Raw genomic sequence first — 21461 nt, 5'->3', positions numbered from 1 at the left:
TTTTCTTTTTTCCTGCCCGCCGTTTTTGTCCAGCCCCAACGGAGAGCTGCCATGACCGATTCCCCCGACCGCGACGAACGCCACCTGGCGCGCATGCTGCGCAAAAAAGCCGTGATCGACGAGCGCATCGCCAACTCCCCCAACGAATGCGGTCTGCTGCTGGTGCTGACCGGCAACGGCAAAGGTAAAAGCAGCTCCGCGTTCGGCATGTTGGCCCGTGCCATGGGCCACGGCATGCAGTGCGGTGTGGTGCAGTTCATCAAGGGGCGCAACAGCACTGGAGAAGAATTGTTCTTCCGCCGCTTCCCCGAGCAAGTGCGCTTCCATGTAATGGGCGAAGGCTTCACCTGGGAAACCCAGGACCGCCAGCGCGACATCGCCGCCGCCGAGGCCGCCTGGGCGGTCTCCCGCGAATTGCTGCAAGACCCCTCCATCGGCCTGGTGGTGCTGGACGAGCTGAACATCGCGCTCAAGCACGGCTACCTCGACCTGGACCAGGTCCTCAGCGATCTGCAAGCCCGTCCACCGATGCAACACGTGGTCGTCACCGGCCGTGGCGCCAAGCCCGAGTTGATCGAAATGGGCGACACCGTCACCGAAATGGGCATGCTCAAGCACGCGTTCCAGGCCGGTATCAAGGCACAGAAGGGCGTCGAACTTTGAATCAGCCCCGTCATTGCCCTGCCGTTTTGATCGCCGCTCCGGCGTCCGGCCAGGGCAAAACCACCGTCACCGCCGCGCTCGCCCGTTTGCACCGCAACCTGGGGCGCAAGGTGCGCGTGTTCAAATGCGGCCCGGACTTTCTCGACCCGATGATCCACGAACGCGCCAGCGGTGCGCCGGTGTATCAGTTGGATATGTGGATGGTGGGCGAGCAGGAAAGTCGTCGTTTGCTGTGGGAAGCGGCGGGGGAGGCAGACCTGATCCTGATCGAAGGCGTGATGGGCCTGTTCGACGGCACACCCTCCAGCGCCGACCTGGCGCGACACTTCGGCGTGCCGGTGCTGGGGGTGATCGACGGCACGGCCATGGCGCAGACCTTCGGCGCGTTGGCATTGGGCCTGGCGCGCTATCAGCCGGATCTGCCATTCGCCGGCGTATTGGCCAACCGTGTCGGCACCCTGCGTCATGCGCAACTGCTCGAAGGCAGCCTCACCGAGGGCCTGCGCTGGTATGGCGCATTGTCACGCGAGACCGGTATCGAACTGCCCAGTCGCCACCTCGGCCTGGTGCAAGCGAGCGAACTGAATGACCTCGATGTACGCCTGGACGCCGCCGCCCAAGCGTTGGGCAGCAGTTGCGAAGTCGCCTTGCCGCCGCCGGTGACGTTCGCTGCGCCCCAAGTGATCGAGGCTGAGCCGTTGCTCAAGGGCGTGCGCATTGCCGTGGCCCGCGATGAGGCCTTCGCCTTTACCTACGGCGCGAGTCTCGACCTGCTGCGCGCAATGGGCGCTGAGCTGAAGTTTTTTTCGCCGATTCACGATCGCCAATTGCCCGATGCCGACAGCCTCTACCTGCCCGGTGGTTACCCCGAATTGCACCACCAGGCGCTGTCGGAAAACATCCCGATGCTCGACGCCATTCGCGCTCACCACGCGGCCGGCAAACCCTTGCTTGCCGAATGCGGCGGCATGCTCTACCTGCTGGACTCGCTGACCGATGTCGACGGCATCCGCGCTGAACTGCTCGGCCTGTTGCAGGGCGACGCGGTGATGCAAAAGAAACTGGCGGCCCTGGCCCTGCAAAGCGTCGAATTGCCGGAAGGCACCCTGCGTGGCCATACCTATCACCATTCCCTGACCACCACTGAATGGCAACCGATTGCCCGTGGCCTGAGCCCCAATGGCGGGCGCGGTGCCGAGGCGGTGTATCGGCAGGGGCGGATGACGGCGTCCTACGTACACTTCTATTTCCCCTCCAATCCCCAGGCGGTGGCCGCATTGTTCGCGCCCGATCCAGCACTATGAGCGACAACGCTTTTCCCCAGGCCGACCGCGACGCCGTCTACCGCGCCATCGCCGAACGCCGCGACATGCGCCACTTCAGCGGCGGCACTGTCGCCCCCGAGCTGCTCCACCGCTTGCTCCAGGCCGCACACCAGGCGCCCAGCGTCGGCCTGATGCAGCCCTGGCGCTTTATTCGCATCAGCGATCGCCAGTTGCGTGGGCAGATTCAACAGGTGGTGGAAGAAGAACGCGTACGCACCGCCGAAGCCCTGGGCGAGCGTTCCGATGAGTTCATGAAGCTCAAGGTCGAAGGCATTCACGACTGTGCCGAAGTGCTGGTAGCGGCGTTGATGGATGATCGCGAGCGGCACATCTTCGGGCGTCGCACCCTGCCGGAAATGGACATGGCGTCATTGTCCTGTGCTATCCAGAATTTGTGGCTGGCGGCGCGGGTCGAAGGCCTGGGCATGGGCTGGGTCTCGTTGTTCGAACCCCAGGCGCTGGCCGATCTGCTGGGTTTGCCGCCCGGTGCGAAACCCCTGGCCGTGTTGTGCCTGGGGCCGGTAGCCGAGTTCTACCCGGCACCGATGTTGCAGCTCGAAGGCTGGACCGAGCCTCGGCCCTTGAGTGACATGTTGTATGAAAATGCGTGGGGAGTGAGTCAATGAGTGTGGCCTTGCTGTGTGTCGCTGCAGTCGCGCTGGATGCGCTGCTGGGCGAACCCAGGCGCTGGCATCCGCTGGTGGCGTTCGGCGATTTTGCCGGGCGCATCGAGCAACGTTTCAATACCGGTGGCCGTGGCTGGCGCAGCCATGGCGTGACCGCGTGGTTTATCGCCGTGGTGCCGCTGACGCTGCTGGCTACGGCCTTGTCGTGGGCGCCTTACATTGGCTGGGTACTGGAGATCCTGGCGTTGTACTGCGCCCTTGGCATGCGCAGCCTTGGCGAGCATGTGATCCCGGTGGCCCAGGCCCTGCGCAGTGATGACTTGGAGGCGGCGCGCAAACGCGTGAGCTACCTGGTCAGCCGCCAGACCAGCGAGCTGGACCGCACCGAAGTCGCCCGTGCCGCCACCGAATCGGTGCTGGAGAACGGCAGCGATGCGGTGTTCGCTGCGATTTTCTGGTTTGTGGTGGCCGGTGTGCCGGGCGTGGTGCTTTACCGCCTGAGCAACACCCTCGACGCCATGTGGGGTTATCGCAACGAGCGTTTTGAGCGCTTCGGTTGGGCGGCGGCAAAAATCGACGATGTGCTGAACTACATTCCCGCACGCCTGGTGGCGTTGACCTACGCGTTGCTGGGCAAGACCCGGCTGGCGCTCAAATGCTGGCGCACCCAGGGCCCGACCTGGGACAGCCCCAACGCCGGCCCGGTCATGGCCGCTGGTGCGGGCGCCCTGGGCGTGGAGCTGGGCGGTGCCGCGATCTATCACGGCGAAGTGCACCATCGTCCGCAACTGGGCGAAGGCCCGGCGGCGGATGCCGATTCCATCGATCGGGGCTGGCAACTGGTGCAGCGCGGCGTATGGTTGTGGCTGTTGATCCTGTGCGCGGGGGCGCAATTCTATGCTTGAGCATGGTGGCCGGCTGCGCAAGGCAGCGATTCAGTACGGGATAGCCGAAGCCGACTGGCTCGACCTGTCCAGCGGGCTCGCGCCCTGGCCCTGGCCGATCCCCGAGATTCCCCTGCGTGCCTGGGCGCGCCTGCCGGAAACCGACGACGGCCTGGAGCAGGCCGCCAGCGAATACTACGGCGCTGCGCATCTATTGCCGGTGCCGGGTTCCCAGGCGGCGATCCAGTTGTTGCCGCGCCTGCGTCGCGCCGGCAAGGTCGGCGTGCTGTCGCCGTGCTATGCCGAACACGCCGAAGCCTGGCGCCGTGCCGGTTACGTGGTGCGCGAAGTGCAGGAACAGGAAGTCGACTTCTTTCTTGATGGCCTCGACGTGCTGGTGGTGGTCAACCCCAATAACCCCACCGGCCTGAGCCTGAGCCCGCAACGCCTGCTGGATTGGCACTCGCGGCTGGCCCAGCGCGGCGGCTGGCTGGTGGTGGATGAAGCCTTCATGGACGTCACCCCGCAACTGAGCCTGGCCGGCCAGGCGCATCAGGTCGGTTTGATCGTGCTGCGTTCGTTCGGCAAGTTCTTCGGCCTGGCCGGCGTGCGGCTGGGCTTTGTGTTGGCCGAGCGCAAGTTGCTCAAGTTGCTCGCCGAGCAGGTCGGCCCCTGGGCGGTCAGCGGACCGACGCGGGTGCTGGGCCAAGGGTGCCTGCGCGACACCGCCGGGCATGCGCGGCAACGCACGCGTTGCATAGAGGCGGGCCAGCGCTTGTTCGCGTTGCTGGAGCGCCACGGCTTTCCACCTCAGGGCGGCTGTGCCTTGTTCCAATGGCTGATCACGCCCCATGCCGAACGTGTGCACGAATTCATGGCCCAGCGCGGCATTCTGCTGCGCCTGTTCGTCCACGACAGCAGCCTGCGTTTCGGCCTGCCCGACACTGAGGCCGACTGGCAGCGCCTCGACGACGCCCTGGCCGCCTATAAGGACGCAACATGAGTACGCTGATGGTGCAGGGCACCACCTCCGATGCCGGCAAAAGTACGTTAGTGACCGCGTTGTGCCGCTGGCTGGTGCGCCAGGGTGTGGCCGTGGCGCCGTTCAAGCCGCAGAACATGGCGCTCAACAGCGCCGTGACCGCCGAAGGTGGTGAAATCGGCCGCGCCCAGGCGGTGCAGGCCCAGGCCGCCAACCTGGCGCCTCATACCGACATGAACCCGGTGCTGCTCAAACCCAACAGCGACACCGGCTCCCAAGTGATCATCCACGGCCGTGCCGTGACCACCATGAACGCCGTGGCCTATCACGACTACAAAGCCATTGCGATGCAGGCGGTGCTGGCCTCCCACGCCCGGTTGAACCAGGCCTATCCCGTGGTCATTGTGGAAGGCGCTGGCTCCCCGGCGGAAATCAACCTGCGCGCCAACGACATCGCCAACATGGGCTTCGCCGAGGCGGTGGATTGCCCGGTGTTGCTGATTGCCGATATCAATCGCGGCGGGGTATTCGCCCACTTGGTCGGCACCCTGGAGCTGCTGTCACCCACGGAACAGGCGCGGGTCAAAGGCTTCATCATCAACCGTTTTCGCGGTGACATCGCGCTGTTGCAACCCGGCCTGGACTGGCTGGAAGCACGCACCGGCAAACCGGTGGTGGGCGTTCTGCCTTACGTGATGGACCTGCACCTGGAAGCCGAGGACGGCATCGACCAACGCCAGATCGACAAGGCGGCCCAGGTGCTCAAGGTGGTGGTCCCGGTGTTGCCGCGCATCAGCAACCATACGGATTTCGACCCGCTGCGCTTGCACCCCCAGGTGGATTTGCAATTCATCGGGCCAGGCCAGCCGATCCCGGCCGCCGACCTGATCATCCTGCCCGGCTCGAAAAGTGTGCGCAGCGACCTGGCCTATCTGCGTGCCAACGGTTGGGACGCCGCCGTGGCGCGTCACTTGCGTTATGGCGGCAAGGTGCTCGGCATTTGCGGCGGCTTGCAGATGCTCGGCGAGCAAGTGCACGACCCGTTGGGCCTGGAAGGGCCTGCCGGTTCCAGCGATGGCCTGGGGCTGCTGGCATTCAGTACCACGCTGGAAGAAGAGAAGCAGTTGCGCAACGTGCGTGGGCGTTTGTTGTTGGAGAATGCCGAGGTCAGCGGTTATGAGATCCATGCGGGCGTGACCTGCGGTGATGCTTTGTCGAATGCCGCCGTGCTGCTGGATGATGGCCGCAGCGATGGCGCACAAAGTGCCGATGGGCAGATCCTTGGCACCTACTTGCATGGCTTGTTCGAAAGCCCGGCCGCGTGCAGCGCCTTGTTGCGCTGGGCCGGTTTGCAGGACGTGCAGGAAGTGGATTACCACGCCCTGCGCGAGCGCGATATCGAGCGCCTGGCAGACTTGGTAGAGAACCACCTGGATACCGATTTGTTGCGCAGTTTGTGTGGAGTCACCCCATGCTCCAGCTGATCCTCGGTGGTGCCCGGTCCGGCAAAAGCCGCCTCGCCGAAAAGCTTGCCAGCGACAGTGGCTTGCCCGTCACGTACATCGCCACCAGCCAACCGCTGGATGGCGAGATGAGCGCGCGTGTCGCCCTGCATCGCCAGCGTCGCCCCGACCATTGGGGGCTGATCGAAGAACCCGTTGAACTGGCGCGGGTACTGCGCGACAACGCGGCAACCGAGCGCTGCCTGCTGGTGGATTGCCTGACCCTGTGGCTCACCAATCTGCTGATGCTTGAGGATTCGCATCGTCTGGCCGCCGAGCGCGATCAACTGCTGGAAACCCTGGCCGCGCTGCCGGGTGAAATCATTTTTGTCAGCAACGAGACCGGTCTGGGTGTCGTGCCGCTGGGCGAATTGACTCGCCGCTATGTGGATGAAGCCGGTTGGCTGCATCAAGCCTTGGCCGAGCGATGTCAGCGTGTTCTCCTGACCGTCGCCGGCCTGCCCCTGACTTTGAAAGGTACTGCGTTATGACTGACACCTGGTGGCTCAACCCGTGTAAGGCGATTGACACTCAAGCCTACGAACACGCCCTGGCACGCCAACAGCAACTGACCAAACCGGCCGGCTCCCTCGGCCAGTTGGAAGCGCTGGCGGTGCAATTGGCCGGCTTGCAGGGCCAGGTCAAACCGTCGGTGGACGCGCTGTGGATCGCCATCTTCGCCGGTGACCATGGCGTGGTCGCGGAAGGTGTGTCGGCGTTTCCCCAGGAGGTCACCGGGCAGATGCTGCACAACTTCGTCAGCGGTGGTGCGGCTATCAGCGTCTTGGCGCGGCAGCTGGAAGCACAGTTGGAAGTGGTCGACCTGGGCACGGTGAACCCGTCCCTGGACCTGCCCGGTGTGCGTCACCTGAACATCGGCGCGGGCACCGCCAATTTTGTCGACGGCCCGGCCATGACCGAGGCCCAGGGGCAACGTGCCCTGCAAGCCGGTCGCGACAGTGCGCGGCGTGCGTTGGCTAGCGGTGCTCAGCTGTTTATCGGCGGTGAGATGGGCATCGGCAACACCACCGCCGCCAGTGCCCTGGCGTGTGCCTTGCTCGATTGCCAGGTCAGTGACCTGACGGGGCCGGGCACCGGCTTGAATGCCCAGGGCGTGAGCCACAAGGTGGCCGTGATCGAGCGCGCACTGGCGGTGCATGCCGCCCAACGCGGCGATGTCTTGCAGACCCTGTTCAATCTCGGCGGCTTCGAGATCGCCGCGCTGGTCGGTGCATACCTGGCGTGTGCCCAGGAAGGCATCGTGTTGTTGGTGGATGGGTTCATCTGCACCGTCGCGGCACTGGTCGCCACGCGCCTGAACCCGGCATGCCGCGAGTGGCTGGTGTTCGGCCATCGTGGCGCCGAGCCTGGCCATCGTCATGTGCTGCAACACCTCGACGCGCAGCCGTTGCTGGAACTGGGCCTGCGCCTGGGCGAAGGCAGTGGTGCGGCGCTGGCAGTGCCGTTGTTGCGCCTTGCCTGTGCATTGCACGGGCAAATGGCGACCTTCGCCGAAGCCGCCGTGGCGGACCGCCCGGCATGATCTTGCACCTCGACCTGCTGCGCCACGGCGAAACCGAGCTGGGTGGCGGCCTGCGCGGCAGCCTGGACGATGCACTCACCGCCAATGGCTGGGTGCAGATGCGCGAGGCCGTGGTGGCGCGGGGGCCGTGGGACCGCCTGATCAGTTCGCCGCTGCAACGCTGTGCGCGATTTGCCGAAGAATTGGGCGCCCGGCTCAAGCTGCCGGTGACGCTGGAGAAGGACCTGCAAGAGCTGCACTTCGGTGCGTGGGAAGGGCAGAGTGCGGCGACCTTGATGGAGACCGACGCCGGAGGGCTGGGGCTGTTCTGGGCCGATCCTTATAGCTTTACACCGCCGGACGGGGAGCCGGTCAGCGCCTTTTCCGAACGGGTTCTGGGGGCTGTCTCACGTTTGCATCAGGCATATGCCGGTGAACGAGTGTTGTTGATCAGTCACGGCGGCGTGATGCGCCTGTTACTGGCGCAGGCGCGTGGCTTGCCCCGGGAGCAGTTGTTGAACGTCGAGGTCGGTCATGGTGGGCTGTTCAGTCTGCAGGTTGCGGCTGACGGAACTCTGAAGGAAGGGGAGTAGACGTGCTGCCATTCTGGATCGCCCTGCAATTTCTCAGCAGTCTGCCGATTCGCCTGCCGGGCATGCCGCAGCCTCAGGAACTGGGGCGTTCGCTGCTGTTTTATCCGGTGGTAGGCCTGTTGTTCGGCGTGCTGTTGTGGGCGCTGAACAGCGTATTGATGGGCGCGCCATTGCTGCTGCATGCCGCACTGTTACTGACTGCCTGGGTATTGCTCAGCGGCGGCTTGCACCTGGATGGCCTGGCGGACAGCGCCGATGCCTGGCTGGGCGGCTTCGGTGACCGCGAGCGCACGCTCACGATCATGAAGGACCCGCGCAGCGGGCCGATTGCCGTGGTGACGCTGGGGTTGGTGCTGTTGCTCAAGTTCACTGCGCTGGTGGCTTTGATCGAGCAACACAATGGCGCCGCGCTGATCCTGGCGCCGCTGATCGGCCGCGCATCGATGCTGGCGCTGTTTCTCACCACGCGCTATGTGCGTGCAGGGGGACTGGGCCAGGCTCTGTCGGATCATTTACCGAGGATTGTCGGTCAACAGGTACTGATCCTCAGTGGTCTTGCCTGCATCCTGATTGGCGGCTTCAGCGGCGGGGTTGCGGTATTGCTCGCGGCGATCTGCTTTCTGGGGCTGCGCCAACTGATGGTCAATCGCTTGGGCGGCACCACCGGTGACACCGCAGGGGCCTTGCTGGAGCTGCTGGAAGTCGTGGTGTTGGTCGGCCTGGCGCTGTAACACTTTCTTGCATTTCCTTAATCGCGGGTATATACACGTTCCATGCTTGCCTCCCAATGTTTATGTACCAACCTGCGACGTGCCGCCCGTGGCGTCAGCAGGCATTACGACGGCGCTCTCGACGGCTTCGGGATCAACGTCGCCCAGTATTCTTTGCTGTGCAACCTGCAACGACTCGACCAGCCGAGCATTTCCAGCCTGGCGGACGCCATGGGCCTGGATCGCAGCACCTTGGGCCGCAACCTGCGGGTGCTGGAAGGCGAGGGCCTGGTGCAACTGGTGGAAGGCGACGACCTGCGCAATCGCCTGGTGATCTTGACCCGGGAGGGTGAGGCGCGACTCGCCGCCGCATTACCCGCCTGGGAAGCGGCGCAGCAGAAATTGATCGATCAACTCGGCGCGGAAAAACGCGAAACCTTGTTGGCCTTGCTGGACGAACTCGCCTGAATGGGAGTTTGTTCGAATACAAGCGGGTATATACCCGCGAGCGGAGAATAAGAAATGACCTCGATGTGGCGCACCAGTGGCTGGATTCTTGTGGGGAGTGCGCTGATCCTGGCGTTGTCGTTGGGCGTGCGCCACGGTTTCGGCCTGTTCCTGGCGCCGATGAGCAGCGAGTTTGGCTGGGGCCGCGAGACCTTCGCCTTCGCCATCGCCCTGCAGAACCTGATCTGGGGTCTGGCGCAGCCGTTCACCGGCGCCCTGGCCGACCGTTTTGGTGCCACCAAAGCGGTATTTGTCGGCGGTGTTCTGTACGCCGTTGGCCTGGTGTTGATGGGCATGTCCGATTCGGCGTGGTCGTTGTCCCTCAGTGCGGGCTTGTTGATTGGTATCGGCCTGTCCGGCACCTCGTTCTCAGTGATTCTGGGTGTGGTCGGCCGCGCGGTGGCGCCGGAAAAACGCAGCATGGCGATGGGGATCGCCAGTGCGGCCGGTTCGTTCGGCCAGTTTGCGATGGTACCGGGCACGCTGGGTTTGATCAGTTGGCTGGGCTGGTCGGCGGCATTGCTCGCACTGGGCTTGATGGTGGCGCTGATCCTGCCGCTGGTCGCCATGCTCAAGGACCGGCCTCTACCAGCGCTGGCCGGCCAGCAGACCCTGCGTGAAGCCTTGAAGGAAGCCTGCTCCCATTCCGGCTTCTGGCTGCTGGCGTTCGGCTTTTTTGTCTGCGGTTTTCAAGTAGTGTTTATCGGCGTGCACCTGCCGGCTTACCTCGTAGACCAGCACTTGCCGGCCACGGTTGGCACCACGGTGCTGGCCCTGATTGGCCTGTTCAATATCTTCGGGACCTACACCGCCGGCTGGCTCGGCGGGCGCATGTCCAAACCGCGCTTGCTCACCGGGTTGTACCTGTTGCGTGCAGTGGTGATCGTGCTGTTTCTGTGGGCGCCGGTCACCGAGATCACGGCCTACCTGTTTGGTATGGCGATGGGCTTCCTGTGGCTATCCACGGTACCGTTGACCAACGGCACCGTGGCAACGCTGTTTGGTGTGCGAAACCTTTCCATGCTGGGTGGGATCGTATTCCTGTTCCACCAGTTGGGTTCGTTCCTGGGTGGCTGGTTGGGTGGGGTGGTCTATGATCGAACCGGCAACTACGATTTGATCTGGCAGGTGGCGATTCTGTTGAGCCTGCTCGCCGCCGCCTTGAACTGGCCGGTGCGTGAGCGGCCGGTGGCGCGCTTGCAGGCGCAGATGGAGGCGGCATGAGTGTAGCGTTACGCGGTCTGACCCTCGTCGCGGGGCTGCTCCTGGTGCTGCTGGCCTGGTGGGGCTGGCAGCATGGCGGGCTGGCGTTGATGCAACTGGGTATGGCGATCTGTTAAGTTCGTGGTCTGAATACTTTTAAGGACACACGACATGCAGATGCGTTGGCTCGCTGTACCCGTCCTGATGGCCATTGGCAGTGCTGCCCTGGCCGCCAGTTGCCCGCCGCTGCTGGAGGGCCAGTTGCCCAAGCTGCGCGCCAAGGAATCCATCGACCTGTGCCAGCGTTTTGCCGGCAAGCCGCTGGTTATCGTCAACACTGCCAGCTTCTGCGGGTTCGCCCCGCAGTTCAAAGGCCTTGAGGCGTTGTACCAACGCTACAAGGGCCAAGGGCTGGAAGTGATCGGCGTGCCGTCCGATGACTTCAAGCAGGAAGCCAAGACTGGCGAAGAGACTGCCAAGGTCTGCTACGTGAATTACGGCGTGACCTTCACCATGACCGAGCCACAGAAGGTCAAGGGACCGGATGCGGTGCACCTGTTCAAGGTGCTGGCGCAGCAGACCGACACGCCGCCGAAGTGGAATTTCTACAAGTACGTGGTGGATCGGCAGGGCAAGGTGATTGCCAATTTCTCCAGTTTGACCAAGCCGGACAATCCGGATCTGATCAAGGCGGTGGAACAGGCGATCGCCTCCAAACCTTGAGGGCCAGCCATTAAAAAGCCCCGCTTCCTTTGCAGGAGAGCGGGGCTTTTTAATGCGGTGTCAGATCAGAACTTGTACGTTACGCCCAGGCCAAAACCGTTGGCGCTGTTCTCGTACTTAGCATTGTAGGACTGGCCCAATGCGTTGGCGCGAGCGACCTTGACTGGTTCTTCCTTGAGGTAGGAGTAAGCCAGATCAACGGTCATATTCGGCATTACATCGTAACCAAGGCCGAGACTGAAGATAGTCCGGTCACCGGTTGGGATGCGCGGCGAACGGTCTTTGTTGTTGGTCGGCGACTGGTCGAAGGTCAGGCCGGTACGCAGCACCACTTGCTTGGTGACGCGATACGAGGTACCCAAGGCATAGGCCCAAGTGTCGTGCCAGTTCTGGTCTTCTTTGATGGTACCGACAATTTGCGGAGCCAAAGCACCGCTACCGGCTGCGGCCGATACACCTTCGTTGTTGACGGTAATGTCTTTCAAACGGCTCCAACGGGTCCAAGTAGCGCCTGCGTAGAGTTTCCACGCGTCGCTCATATCTTGAGTAACCGAGAAGTCCCAGGATTCAGGCGTGTCGATCTTCAGCGACGCGTCGTAGCGACCATTGTTCAGCGCGAAAGCCGGAACGTTGGTGCCTTTGGTCACTTCAGTATGGCCTTCGAGCTTGTACTTCACTTTCGAGTGGTAGGTCAGGCCCACGCGAGTTGTATCAGTGGCTTGAACCAGCAGGCCGGCATTGAAGCCGACGGCGGTGTCATCTCCCTTGATCTTGATGTTGTTGGAGCCGGTACCATTGATTGGCAGGTTGATATCGGACTCGAGCGTACCAGCGATACGGTTGATGGTCGGGCCAAAACCAATGGAAACCCGATCGTTGAAGGCGTAGCTCACCGTAGGCTGGAAGGTGATGACCGTCACTTCGCTTTTGCTGCCAAAAGCTTTGCCTTGGAAGCCATTTTCGTAGTCTGTCACGAGGCCAAACGGAGCATAGACGCCGAAACCGACAGCCCATTGTTCATTGAGTTTATTGGTGTAGAAACCGAAAGGAACGGCAGTGAAAGGCACCATATCGCCTTTGTTCGTGCCTGAGGAGCGGCCGCTGACATCCTTGATGTTGCTTGAGGCATCAATCGCTGCAACACCGCCAGTGACTTGCTGGCCTTCAAGGCGAGCCATACCGGCAGGGTTACCATAAACGGTACTTGCATTTTCGGCAGAAGAGGAGCGGCCTGCGAAACCCGTTCCCATTCCCGCGACGTCTTGTTCGTTAAGGGCGAAGCCACTTGCGAACACGTGGGAAGAGGCCATTGCAACGGCGAGGCTAAGTGTGGTCTTGAGCATTACTTTTTTCATTATTAGAACTCCGTGGTGATCACCGCTGCGGAAAGTAACAATAAATTTAACATCGCGCTATAGGCTGTAATGCAGGAGATAGAGCGGTTTTGTAGGACAATCCGACCAAATTTCAGGTTTTTTGGCGAATCTTGCAAATTGCCCGGTCAGCAAACCACCTGATTCATGGGTGAAACACAGGTTTGCCAGGCTTGAGTGAAATCGCGCAGCCTTCCTTGTGGATGAAAAATTTCTTTCCAGATACGTGCCATGCCCAGCACATCACCGGGCGGGGGCAGTGCAGGGGTGTGTTGTTCCACCAAAAGCCAGGCGATGGCCGTGGCATAACGCAGGTTGACCGTCAGCTCAAGTTGCGGTGCGCTGAGGAACGCGTGCTGGCTGGCGAGGCCGCGTACCAGGCTGGCGCGCTCGGGGTCCAGCGCCAGGTAGTCGTCCCACAACGCGCGGTGGCGCGGTTCGGTGATGCTGTACAGGCCGTGTCCACGCCGGTCGTGCAAGGCGGAACCGAGTTCCGACTGGCTGGCGGCAATGCCCAGCAGCAGGGACTCGGCCGTCGGGTTATGTCGGCCGAGGTACATCAACGTCGGCCTGATCACATAACGACATAATTCGCTGGCAGCGATACCCATACAAGCCTCAATCCGTGAAAGTGGTCGACGAGGCCTGAGAAGGTGGGGGCTTGGCAGCAGTGGATCGGATCTCAGGCTCGCCGGAAGCGGATCATGCCGCTTGAGTTGAAGTGTAGTGTCATATTTGCGATGTAAAGGCCTGTTTTTAAAACATCTTATTCATTTAGTTATAACGTTTATATCTATTTGAACTTAGTGCAAAAGCTCGATGGGCAAATTCCGGGCAATAAAAAACCCTGCTTTTTAAACAGGGTTTTTGTGTTTCAGCGACTCAGGTCGATCAGGCAGTCAGTGCCTGACGGGTACGCTCGATCACGGCCTGCAGCGGTTCTGCGCTGGAGTATTGATCGGGGTACAGGCGTTCGCTGTGACGAGCGATGCCGTGTTCGTTGACCAGGGTGAAGCTGAAGCAGCCTTTGCGAGCGGCCATGATCAGGCAGTTCATTGGAGCAAAAGCGTTGGTGAGGGTGCGAATGGCATCCTGAGTATGGATTTGAGCGTTCATAATTATTGGTGTTCCTACAAATGACACAGATAAGAACTGTGCCGTATTAAAACGTTCCAGTGACGTTGATCACCATTGATCGAACGAAGAACCCGACTGGAACAAAGCAGCCAGTTTGAAGCGCTATTAAGTTAGGCGCGCTTGGGCTGGCAGGTAGGTACTTAGGAGGGCAGGCGACACAACAGGGGCAAAGGTTCTGGGCCCAGGGTGAAGATCCTGATCAATTTGCAGGTTGGTTCGGTCAGAGTATGGAAACTTCGCGGCACCCTTTGCTTGTTCAAAGGCAGTGTCGTCGCAAGTGATACCTGGAAACCATCGAGGTGGTCGATCCCGTGTTGTACAAGGGAGTTGTTCGACCAGAATTGACTTTCAGCTTGGTACTAACGCCGCGGATAGTAACGGATTGAAACGGGTAAGGGAAGTGTGTTAGCGAAAAAACTTCAATCAGCCGCCCGGCAGGCCCCGATAAACCAGTACCGTGGCTGCCGCTGCCAGCGAGCAACCCAGCCCGTAGGCGGCAAGGGTCAAGCGCAGGGATTGGCCGGTCTCGACCACCTTCATCACGTCACCCATATCGTTGATCCGGCCTTCGCCGAGCTCAATGCACAAGCTCACGGCCGTGAACGCCGCCGACAGCAAAATGGCGATGGCGAACAGTGCCCCGTCCGGAGAGGGCAGCGCCGCATTGATTCCCAAGGAAATGGCACAGATGGCCAGGAGCAGCACCGCGAACAACAGAATTCCCTTCATCGACCCCTCCACCGTTGCGCTGTAGGTCGGGGAGTGTGGCGAGCCCGGCAAGATTTGAAAAGTCCCTGGTTGGCCTTGGCGGTAACATCTTTGCAGCAAGTTGCTTCAAAAAACGCCGGTGATATAACCGTCGGATGGGTACTTGTGCACATTAGTTGCGGGGTGTGTAACCATGCTGTCAACTGCTCTGAGGGGCTGCCATTTGCCTGCAATGGAAATTTAAGTCAATGAAAAATCTGGCTTTTTTTTATTGGTGAAAAAATCGTCAGTTTGACTGCGGCCCCCATTCCATGGGGCTTTGCGCGAGTTAAAGGGGGGTTGTCCACTGAGTTATCCACAGCTTCTGTGGATTGTCCCAAGCGCTTGCTCTAGAACGGGCGTGCAGAGTTTTTTCAGCTTTACCTGTACGAAAAAAAGAGTAGAGTGGCGCGCCTTCTGATCTGTCCCACAGTGCTTTATGAAGTTTCGCTCAGTATCACCTTCTGTTACCGATACCCCTCAAACTGTTACCGCCCCCAAGCGCTTCTCCTTGAAAGTTGCCTTGTGGCTGCTCGACAGTCCGCGCCTGGGTCATAACACCAACGTCAAACACTTCGCCGGGCGCTTGCTCAAGCAGCCCGCCCGTGAAGGCGTGGTCGCTGCCCAAAGTCGCCTGGGCCAACTGATGTGCCGTGAATGTGGGAATGCCCGCGACCGCCGCATCGGCCACGACCTGTTGCGCCTGGCGGCCCGTGCCGGCGACCGTCGCGCCCAGCGTGAACTGGGCCAGGTCGAAGACTGAGCTGTCCTCAGGCCCTGGGCTCCGCTAACCTTGCTTTTTTTCGGTGATGGCAGACATGTCTATGGTTTTTGACTGGACCAGTATCGCCCTGGGCCTCGCAGGCGCTGCCGTGCCTTTATTGGCGGTGTGCTGGCAGCTTCAGCGGCGTCTGACCGCACGCATGACCGGCTGGGAACTGCTCGAAGAGCGCCTGGCCACCGCACAACTGGCCCAGGAGGGCCTCGCCGCGCAGTTGGATGCCAGCCGCGACGAGATCAGCGATCTGAGCCAGGCCAACGCCGCCAAGCAGGCCGACCTGGCTGCCTTACGCCGCGAAGTCGAGCTGCTGCAGATCGACCGCGACAATGCCCGCGACGCCGCCCACGCCTGGAGCCTCGACCGCAGCGCCAAGGAGACTGAGCTGCGCCGCCTCGACGCTCTTTCAGCTGCCTTGCGCGCCGAATTGCGCGAACAACAGGACAGCCATCAACAACGCCTGACCGACCTGCAAGGCTCGCGGGATGAGCTGCGCGCGCAGTTTGCCGAGCTGGCCGGCAAGATCTTCGATGAGCGCGAACAGCGCTTTGCCGAAACCAGCCAGGAGCGCCTGGGCCAATTGCTCGACCCGCTGAAGGAGCGCATTCAGTCTTTCGAAAAGCGCGTGGAAGAAAGCTATCAGAACGAGGCGCGCGAGCGTTTTTCCCTGGCTAAAGAGCTGGAGCGCCTACAGCAACTGAACCTGCGTCTGTCGGATGAAGCCACCAACCTGACCCGTGCGTTGAAGGGCCAGAAAACCCAAGGCAACTGGGGTGAACTGATCCTCGAACGGGTATTGGAGCACGCGGGCCTGGAAAAAGGCCGTGAGTACCAGACCCAGGTCAGCCTCAAGGGCCCGGATGGCGAGCGCTTCCAGCCGGACGTGCTGATCATGTTGCCTGGTGACAAGCAGGTGGTGGTGGATTCCAAGGTCAGCCTCACCGCGTATCAACAATACGTGGCGGCGGATGATGAGGTCATCGGCCAGGCGGCCCTGAAACAGCACGTACTGTCGCTGCGTAATCACGTCAAGGGGCTGGCGAGCAAGGATTACAAGCGCCTGGAGGGCCTGCACAGCCTGGATTTCGTGTTGCTGTTCGTACCTATTGAAGCAGCGTTTTCCGCTGCGTTGCAGGCCGAGCCGAACCTGTTCCAGGAAGCCTTCGACCGCCATATCGTGATCGTCAGCCCGACCACGTTGCTGGCCACCCTGCGCGTGATCGACAGCCTGTGGAAGCAGGAACGTCAGAGCCAGAATGCCCGGGAAATCGCCGAGCGCGCCGGTTGGCTGTACGACAAGTTCGTATTGTTTATCCAGGACCTGGATGAAGTGGGTAACCGTTTGCAGCAGTTGGATAAGGCTTACAGCGCTGCGCGTAACAAGCTGACAGATGGGCGCGGAAATCTGGTCAGCCGGACTGAGCAATTGAGGTTGCTCGGTGCGCGGGCCAGCAAGAGTCTTCCTGCTGATTTGCTGGAACGGGCGATGACCGACTCAGATGGCGTGGCCCATCTGCCCGAGTAACGGTAGGCGTCGGCCTGCCGTCTCCTACAAAGGCAGATGCCGACTCAACAATGCTCGCAACGCTGCCGGTTTCACCGGCTTGGCCAGGTAATCCAACCCCGCCGCATGCACCTCGGCCACCATCTCCGGACGGCCGTCGGCGCTGATCACCACGCCGGGAATCGGCTCCGCCAATTGCGCACGCAGCCAACCCATCAATTCAGTCCCGGTTTCGCCATGGTCCAGATGGTAGTCCACCAGCGCCAGTTGCGGACGCACGCCATCGGCCAGCAATGCCGCGCATTGCGCCTGGTCGGTGGCGGTCCAGACTTCGCAGCCCCAGCGCGTCAGCAGGCTGCGCATGCCGAGCAGGATGCTCTCTTCGTTATCCACGCACAGCACCTGCGCACCGCTCAGCGGCAGGCCGGTTTCCTGCGGCGTCCTGACCTGCGGGCTGGTCTGGTTGCGGGCCAGCGGCACGCGCACGCTGAATACGCTGCCTTTGCCGGGCCATGAACGCACACTCAGGCGGTGGCCCAGCACGCGGCACAGGCCGTCGGCGATCGCCAGGCCCAACCCCAGGCCTTTCTCGGCGCGGGTCTGGTGGCTGTCCAGGCGCTTGAATTCCTCGAAGATCACCTTTTGTTTATCCGGTGGGATTCCCGGGCCACGGTCCCACACTTCCAGGCACAGCTCGTCTTTACGTCGGCGTACGCCGAGTAGCACCGGGCCGTCGGCATAACGGAATGCGTTGGTAAGAAAGTTCTGCAAAATCCGGCGGAGCAACTTGATGTCGCTGTCCACGCGCAAACGACTGCCGCGCAGGCGGAAGCGCAGACCTTGCTCCTGGGCCAGCGCCTTGAACTCGGCGCCCAAGGTGTCGAACAGTTCGTTAAGCACAAAAGGCTGGCGCTGCGGATTGATCTTGCCGTTTTCCAGGCGCGAAATATCCAGCAGGTCGCTGATCAGGTCTTCGGCGGAACGCAGTGAGCTGTCCAGATGCTGCACCAATTGCCGGGCTTCGCTGGAGAGGCCGTCCTGCTGGTGGGAGAGGGCGGCGGAGAACAGGCGTGCGGCATTCAGGGGTTGCATCAGGTCATGGCTGACCGCCGCCAGGAAACGCGTCTTCGACTGGCTGGCGGACTCGGCCACGCCCTTGGCGTCGGTGAGCGCCACGTTCAACTGCGACAGTTCGTGGGTGCGCTCGGTGACCCGTTGTTCCAGGCCTTCGTTGGCCTCTGTAAGGGCTTGCTCGGCTTCACGGAACGCAGTGATGTCGGTGAAACTCATCACGAAGCCACCGCCGGGCATCGGGTTGCCGATCAGCTCGATCACGCGACCATTGGGAAACAAGCGTTCAGACGTGTGCGCACGGCCCTGGCGCATCCAGTGCAGGCGTCGCGCCACATGCACTTCGGCCTCACCTGGCCCGCACAAGCCACGTTCGGCGTTGTAGCGGATGATGTCGGCAATCGGCCGACCGACGCTGATCAGTCCATCCGGGTAGTTGAACAGCTCCAGGTAGCGCCGGTTCCAGGCCACCAGCTTGAGGGACTGGTCGACCACGCTGATACCCTGGGTGATGTTCTCGATAGCGCCTTGCAGCAAGGCGCGGTTGAACTGCAGCACTTCCGAGGCTTCGTCGGCGATGCGTACCACGTCCTCCAGCTGCATTTCCCGCCCTTCAATGGCGGCTTTCACCACGGCACGGGTCGAGGAGGCACCGAGTACACCGGCCAGCAACCGCTCTGTGTGGGCGATCCAGTCGTTGTCGGCATTCTGGTTGGGGTTGAAGCCTTTGCCCTGACGATAGGCGAAGCGGATAAAACTCTGCTGGGCGCGTTCTTCACCCACAAAGCGCGCGGCCAGGCTGAGCAAATCACTGATCTGCACCGACAGCATCGAGCGGGCGCTGACGCGTTGGCTGATTTCCTGGCCAATAAAACGCCCGGCTTGCCAGTGTTCGGAAACCCGTGTGCGCGACAGCATCGACACCCACACGAACAGCGTGAAGTTGCCCGCCAGCGAGAACACGGTGCCCAGGGTCAACGACGTGACGGACAGACCCAGTGGATGGGAATGCATCCACGTCAGTCCTGGGAAAAGGCTGAGGGACCAGCCCAGGCTTTTCGCCGTTACCGGTAGGACCAAGGTGTAGAACCATAGGAAAGTGCCCGCTGCCAGCCCGGCAAACACGCCGCGTCGGTTGGCCTGTTTCCAATACAGCGCACCGAGCATCGCCGGTGCCAGTTGAGTCACGGCGGCAAAGGCGATCTGGCCGATGGTCGCCAGGCTCGCGGTGGAGCCCAGCAGGCGGTAGCTGACGTAGGCCAGCAACAGGATGATGACGATGCTGACTCGGCGTACCGACAGCATCCAGTGGCGGAACACTTCGAACGGGCGCTCGGCACTGGAGCGGCGCAGCAGCCACGGCAGTAGCATGTCGTTGGAGACCATGGTCGACAGGGCGATGCTCGCCACAATCACCATGCCGGTGGCCGCCGAGGCGCCGCCGATAAAGGCCAGCACCGCCAGCGCCGGGTGGGCTTCGGCCATGGGCAGGCTGATCACGTAGGAGTCCGGCAGCACCGAGCCCGGCAGCATCATCTTGCCGCCCAGGGCGATCGGTACTACAAACAGAGCGGCCAGGATCAGGTAGGCGGGGAACACCCATTTGGCCAGACGCAGGTCCTGAGGGTCGATATTTTCCACCACCGTGACATGAAACTGCCGCGGCAGGCAGATGATCGCCATCATTGCCACGCCGGTCTGCACCACCATCGACGGCCAGTTGACGGTCTCTTTCCAGTATTCCTCCAGCCGTGGCGCCAACATGGCCTGGCTGAACAGGTCGCCGAAACCGTCGTACAGGCCGTAGGTCACAAACGCGCCGACCGCCAGAAAGGCGAACAGCTTGACCAGGGATTCAAACGCGATCGCCAGCACCATGCCCCGGTGGTGCTCCGTCGCGTCGAGGTTGCGCGTACCAAACACGATGGTGAACAGCGCCAGCACCAGCGACACAATCAACGCGGTGTCCTGGGCGCGGGTGCCGGTGGTGTCCGCGCCCGCGCCGATCAACAGGTTCACCCCCAGCACGATGCCTTTGAGTTGCAGGGCGATGTAAGGCAATACGCCGACCAGGCAGATGAGTGCGACCACCACCGCCAGCGATTGGGATTTGCCGTAGCGTGCGGCAATAAAGTCGGCAATGGAGGTGATGTTTTCCTGCTTGCTGATCAGAATCATCTTCTGCAGCACCCAGGGTGCCAGCACCAGCAGCAGCACCGGCCCCAGGTAAATCGGTAAAAACGCCCACAGCTGTTCGGCGGCCTGGCCTACGGCGCCAAAGAAGGTCCAACTGGTGCAATAAACTGCCAGCGACAGGCTGTACACCCAGGCACGCATGCGCGGCGGCAGTGGCGCACGGCGACGGTCACCGTAGAAGGCGATGGCAAACATAATGGCCATATAGGCCAGGGCAACGGCGGCGATCAGCCCGCTGGACAGCGTCATGGTAACTCCGAGCATAGGAACGCCCGGGCATTCCAGGCCCGGTTGGACAGTCTCGCATGATGCCTGGGGTTAGTCAGTGTCGACCAAGGTCGTGTGGGATCGAATGTCGCAGGTCATTCAGCGCTGTGGCAGGGTTTTCTGGCGCAGGATGTAGATTGTCACCAGCACGGCGCTGGTCAGCATGAAGCCGCGCGCCCACGGTAGGGGCACTAAATAGCAGGACACGCCGATGCTCAGCCACATCAAGCCGATGGCGTAGACCTTGCCCTTGAGCGGGATGCCGTTGCCGTCCAGGTAATCACGGATCCACGGGCCAAGGCGCGGGTGTTGCACCAGCCAGTGGTAGAAACGCGGGGAGCTTCGGGCGAAGCAGGCGGCGGCGAGCAGCAGGAAGGGCGTGGTCGGCAATACCGGTAGGAAAATGCCGATGACCCCCAGCGCTACGCTCAGCCAACCAATGGCCAGCAGCAGGTAGCGCAGGAGCAGCGGACGGTTGCCCATGGGTGTCACGGGCAAACGACTCAGTGGTGACGTGGCTTGAGGATCGCCGGTTTTTCGTCAGGGGCGTTGCACAGCAGGTACAGCGCGGTGAGGGCTTCCGGGATCTGCACGATCATGTCGTCCATCAGGTTGGCGTCGGCGGCGATGTCGGAGAACTCCGGCTGGTCGTCGAACAGACCCGAACCGACCATGATCGGCAGCAGCATTTCGCTGACTTCTTCCTCGGCGGTTTCGAACCAGGCGGCTTCGCGCAGGAACACGCCTTCCATGAAGCCGATGCACCAGCCGCGCAGGTCGGAGTCATCCGGCTCTTCGCCCAGGTCCAGTTCGCACGGCAGCTCGAACTCTTCGTCGGAGGCCAACTGGCGACCGATGTGGGCCTTGAGGGCCAGCAGGGTCGCTTCGATTTCTTCGCGTTGGGCGGCGTCGGTGTAGTGCGGCTCTTCGGCGAACAGCGCGTCGATCCATTCACGGTCAGGCACGACCTCGGAGCAGATCGACAAGGCGGTCAGGTAGCCGTGGGCGGCCACGTAGTCCAGCGCCTCGTCATGCAGCTCATCGGCGTCGAGGAAGGCTTGCAGGCGGGTTAGTTGCTCAGCGAAGGACATTGAAGAGTTACCTTGGGAATAAACGATGCTGAATTCTAGGCTTTCTTGAGCGCCCAG

At 61.9% G+C, this 21461-nt stretch carries 21 protein-coding genes and 1 pseudogene; 15 read left to right on the top strand and 7 right to left on the bottom strand.

What is annotated here, in order from left to right:
* The first annotated feature begins 51 nt into the window (after positions 1–51).
* The 13 genes and pseudogenes from cobO (at position 52) to K5K89_RS21105 (ending at position 11240) form a co-directional block, all read left to right on the top strand.
* Positions 52–663 carry a cob(I)yrinic acid a,c-diamide adenosyltransferase gene (cobO, locus tag K5K89_RS21165; protein WP_010208674.1) on the top strand — a complete coding sequence of 204 codons (612 nt, stop codon included), beginning with the start codon at positions 52–54 and terminating at the stop codon, positions 661–663.
* Positions 660–1967, top strand: a complete 1308-nt coding sequence (locus K5K89_RS21160) for a cobyrinate a,c-diamide synthase (protein WP_071491317.1) — start codon at positions 660–662, stop codon at positions 1965–1967. Before cobO ends, K5K89_RS21160 begins: the two co-directional genes overlap by 4 nt.
* Positions 1964–2614: a 5,6-dimethylbenzimidazole synthase gene (bluB, locus tag K5K89_RS21155; RefSeq protein WP_071491316.1), complete on the top strand. Its 651-nt coding sequence runs from the start codon at positions 1964–1966 to the stop codon at positions 2612–2614. Before K5K89_RS21160 ends, bluB begins: the two co-directional genes overlap by 4 nt.
* Positions 2611–3519: an adenosylcobinamide-phosphate synthase CbiB gene (gene cbiB / locus K5K89_RS21150; protein ID WP_071491315.1), complete on the top strand. Its 909-nt coding sequence runs from the start codon at positions 2611–2613 to the stop codon at positions 3517–3519. Before bluB ends, cbiB begins: the two co-directional genes overlap by 4 nt.
* Positions 3512–4501, top strand: a complete 990-nt coding sequence (cobD, locus tag K5K89_RS21145) for a threonine-phosphate decarboxylase CobD (RefSeq protein ID WP_222540199.1) — start codon at positions 3512–3514, stop codon at positions 4499–4501. The genes cbiB and cobD overlap by 8 nt, the downstream gene beginning before the upstream one ends.
* A pseudogene (locus tag K5K89_RS21140) lies at positions 4498–5956 on the top strand (cobyric acid synthase); the annotation flags it as partial. The gene cobD and the pseudogene K5K89_RS21140, both read left to right, overlap by 4 nt.
* Positions 5952–6473, top strand: coding sequence for a bifunctional adenosylcobinamide kinase/adenosylcobinamide-phosphate guanylyltransferase (gene cobU, locus K5K89_RS21135; RefSeq protein ID WP_222540197.1), 522 nt, complete (start codon positions 5952–5954; stop codon positions 6471–6473). The pseudogene K5K89_RS21140 and the gene cobU, both read left to right, overlap by 5 nt.
* On the top strand, positions 6470–7525 hold the full coding sequence (gene cobT / locus K5K89_RS21130) for a nicotinate-nucleotide--dimethylbenzimidazole phosphoribosyltransferase (protein WP_222540196.1): 1056 nt from the start codon (positions 6470–6472) through the stop codon (positions 7523–7525). Before cobU ends, cobT begins: the two co-directional genes overlap by 4 nt.
* The gene (cobC, locus tag K5K89_RS21125) at positions 7522–8097 is read left to right on the top strand and encodes an alpha-ribazole phosphatase family protein (RefSeq protein ID WP_092242967.1); all 576 of its coding nucleotides are present in this window, start codon (positions 7522–7524) and stop codon (positions 8095–8097) included. The genes cobT and cobC overlap by 4 nt, the downstream gene beginning before the upstream one ends.
* Before the next feature lie 2 nt (positions 8098–8099).
* A complete protein-coding gene (locus K5K89_RS21120; protein ID WP_071491309.1) occupies positions 8100–8828 on the top strand; it encodes an adenosylcobinamide-GDP ribazoletransferase in 729 nt (242 codons plus the stop codon).
* A gap of 42 nt (positions 8829–8870) precedes the next feature.
* On the top strand, positions 8871–9275 hold the full coding sequence (locus K5K89_RS21115; RefSeq protein WP_071491308.1) for a MarR family winged helix-turn-helix transcriptional regulator: 405 nt from the start codon (positions 8871–8873) through the stop codon (positions 9273–9275).
* 63 nt (positions 9276–9338) lie between these two features.
* Positions 9339–10538: an MFS transporter gene (locus K5K89_RS21110; protein ID WP_170856058.1), complete on the top strand. Its 1200-nt coding sequence runs from the start codon at positions 9339–9341 to the stop codon at positions 10536–10538.
* 150 nt (positions 10539–10688) lie between these two features.
* Positions 10689–11240: a glutathione peroxidase gene (locus tag K5K89_RS21105; RefSeq protein ID WP_058424941.1), complete on the top strand. Its 552-nt coding sequence runs from the start codon at positions 10689–10691 to the stop codon at positions 11238–11240.
* A gap of 65 nt (positions 11241–11305) precedes the next feature.
* Here K5K89_RS21105 and K5K89_RS21100 read toward each other — a convergent pair whose 3' ends face one another.
* The 4 genes from K5K89_RS21100 to K5K89_RS21085 form a co-directional block, all read right to left on the bottom strand.
* A complete protein-coding gene (locus K5K89_RS21100; RefSeq protein ID WP_092242979.1) occupies positions 11306–12595 on the bottom strand; it encodes an OmpP1/FadL family transporter in 1290 nt (429 codons plus the stop codon).
* A gap of 146 nt (positions 12596–12741) precedes the next feature.
* A complete protein-coding gene (locus K5K89_RS21095; RefSeq protein WP_092242982.1) occupies positions 12742–13224 on the bottom strand; it encodes a hypothetical protein in 483 nt (160 codons plus the stop codon).
* A 280-nt stretch (positions 13225–13504) separates the two neighbouring features.
* Entirely contained in the window at positions 13505–13729 is a 225-nt protein-coding gene (locus K5K89_RS21090; RefSeq protein ID WP_005790139.1) for a hypothetical protein, read from the bottom strand.
* Positions 13730–14173: 444 nt separating this feature from the next.
* Entirely contained in the window at positions 14174–14479 is a 306-nt protein-coding gene (locus K5K89_RS21085) for a hypothetical protein (protein ID WP_222540195.1), read from the bottom strand.
* Positions 14480–14936: 457 nt separating this feature from the next.
* On the opposite strand from K5K89_RS21085, the gene K5K89_RS21080 reads away from it, so the two are divergent.
* Positions 14937–15260 (top strand): hypothetical protein, encoded by a 324-nt coding sequence (locus K5K89_RS21080; RefSeq protein WP_025855837.1) that lies wholly within the window; start codon positions 14937–14939, stop codon positions 15258–15260.
* Positions 15261–15435: 175 nt separating this feature from the next.
* Positions 15436–16800 (top strand): DNA recombination protein RmuC, encoded by a 1365-nt coding sequence (gene rmuC, locus K5K89_RS21075; RefSeq protein WP_222541741.1) that lies wholly within the window; start codon positions 15436–15438, stop codon positions 16798–16800.
* Positions 16801–16824: 24 nt separating this feature from the next.
* On the opposite strand, the gene K5K89_RS21070 is transcribed toward rmuC, so the two are convergent.
* The 3 genes from K5K89_RS21070 to K5K89_RS21060 form a co-directional block, all read right to left on the bottom strand.
* Positions 16825–20295 (bottom strand): PAS domain-containing hybrid sensor histidine kinase/response regulator, encoded by a 3471-nt coding sequence (locus K5K89_RS21070; protein ID WP_222540194.1) that lies wholly within the window; start codon positions 20293–20295, stop codon positions 16825–16827.
* A 117-nt stretch (positions 20296–20412) separates the two neighbouring features.
* Positions 20413–20796, bottom strand: a complete 384-nt coding sequence (locus tag K5K89_RS21065; RefSeq protein WP_222540193.1) for a YbaN family protein — start codon at positions 20794–20796, stop codon at positions 20413–20415.
* A gap of 20 nt (positions 20797–20816) precedes the next feature.
* Complete coding sequence (locus K5K89_RS21060; protein WP_058424934.1) at positions 20817–21404, bottom strand: YecA family protein; 588 nt, start codon at positions 21402–21404, stop codon at positions 20817–20819.
* Positions 21405–21461 lie beyond the last annotated feature (57 nt).

It is taken from the genome of Pseudomonas sp. DR208 (assembly GCF_019823005.1).
Taxonomy (GTDB): domain Bacteria; phylum Pseudomonadota; class Gammaproteobacteria; order Pseudomonadales; family Pseudomonadaceae; genus Aquipseudomonas; species Aquipseudomonas extremorientalis.
Note: the sequence above shows the minus strand (reverse complement) of the source record. Positions and strands in the feature narration are given on the sequence as shown.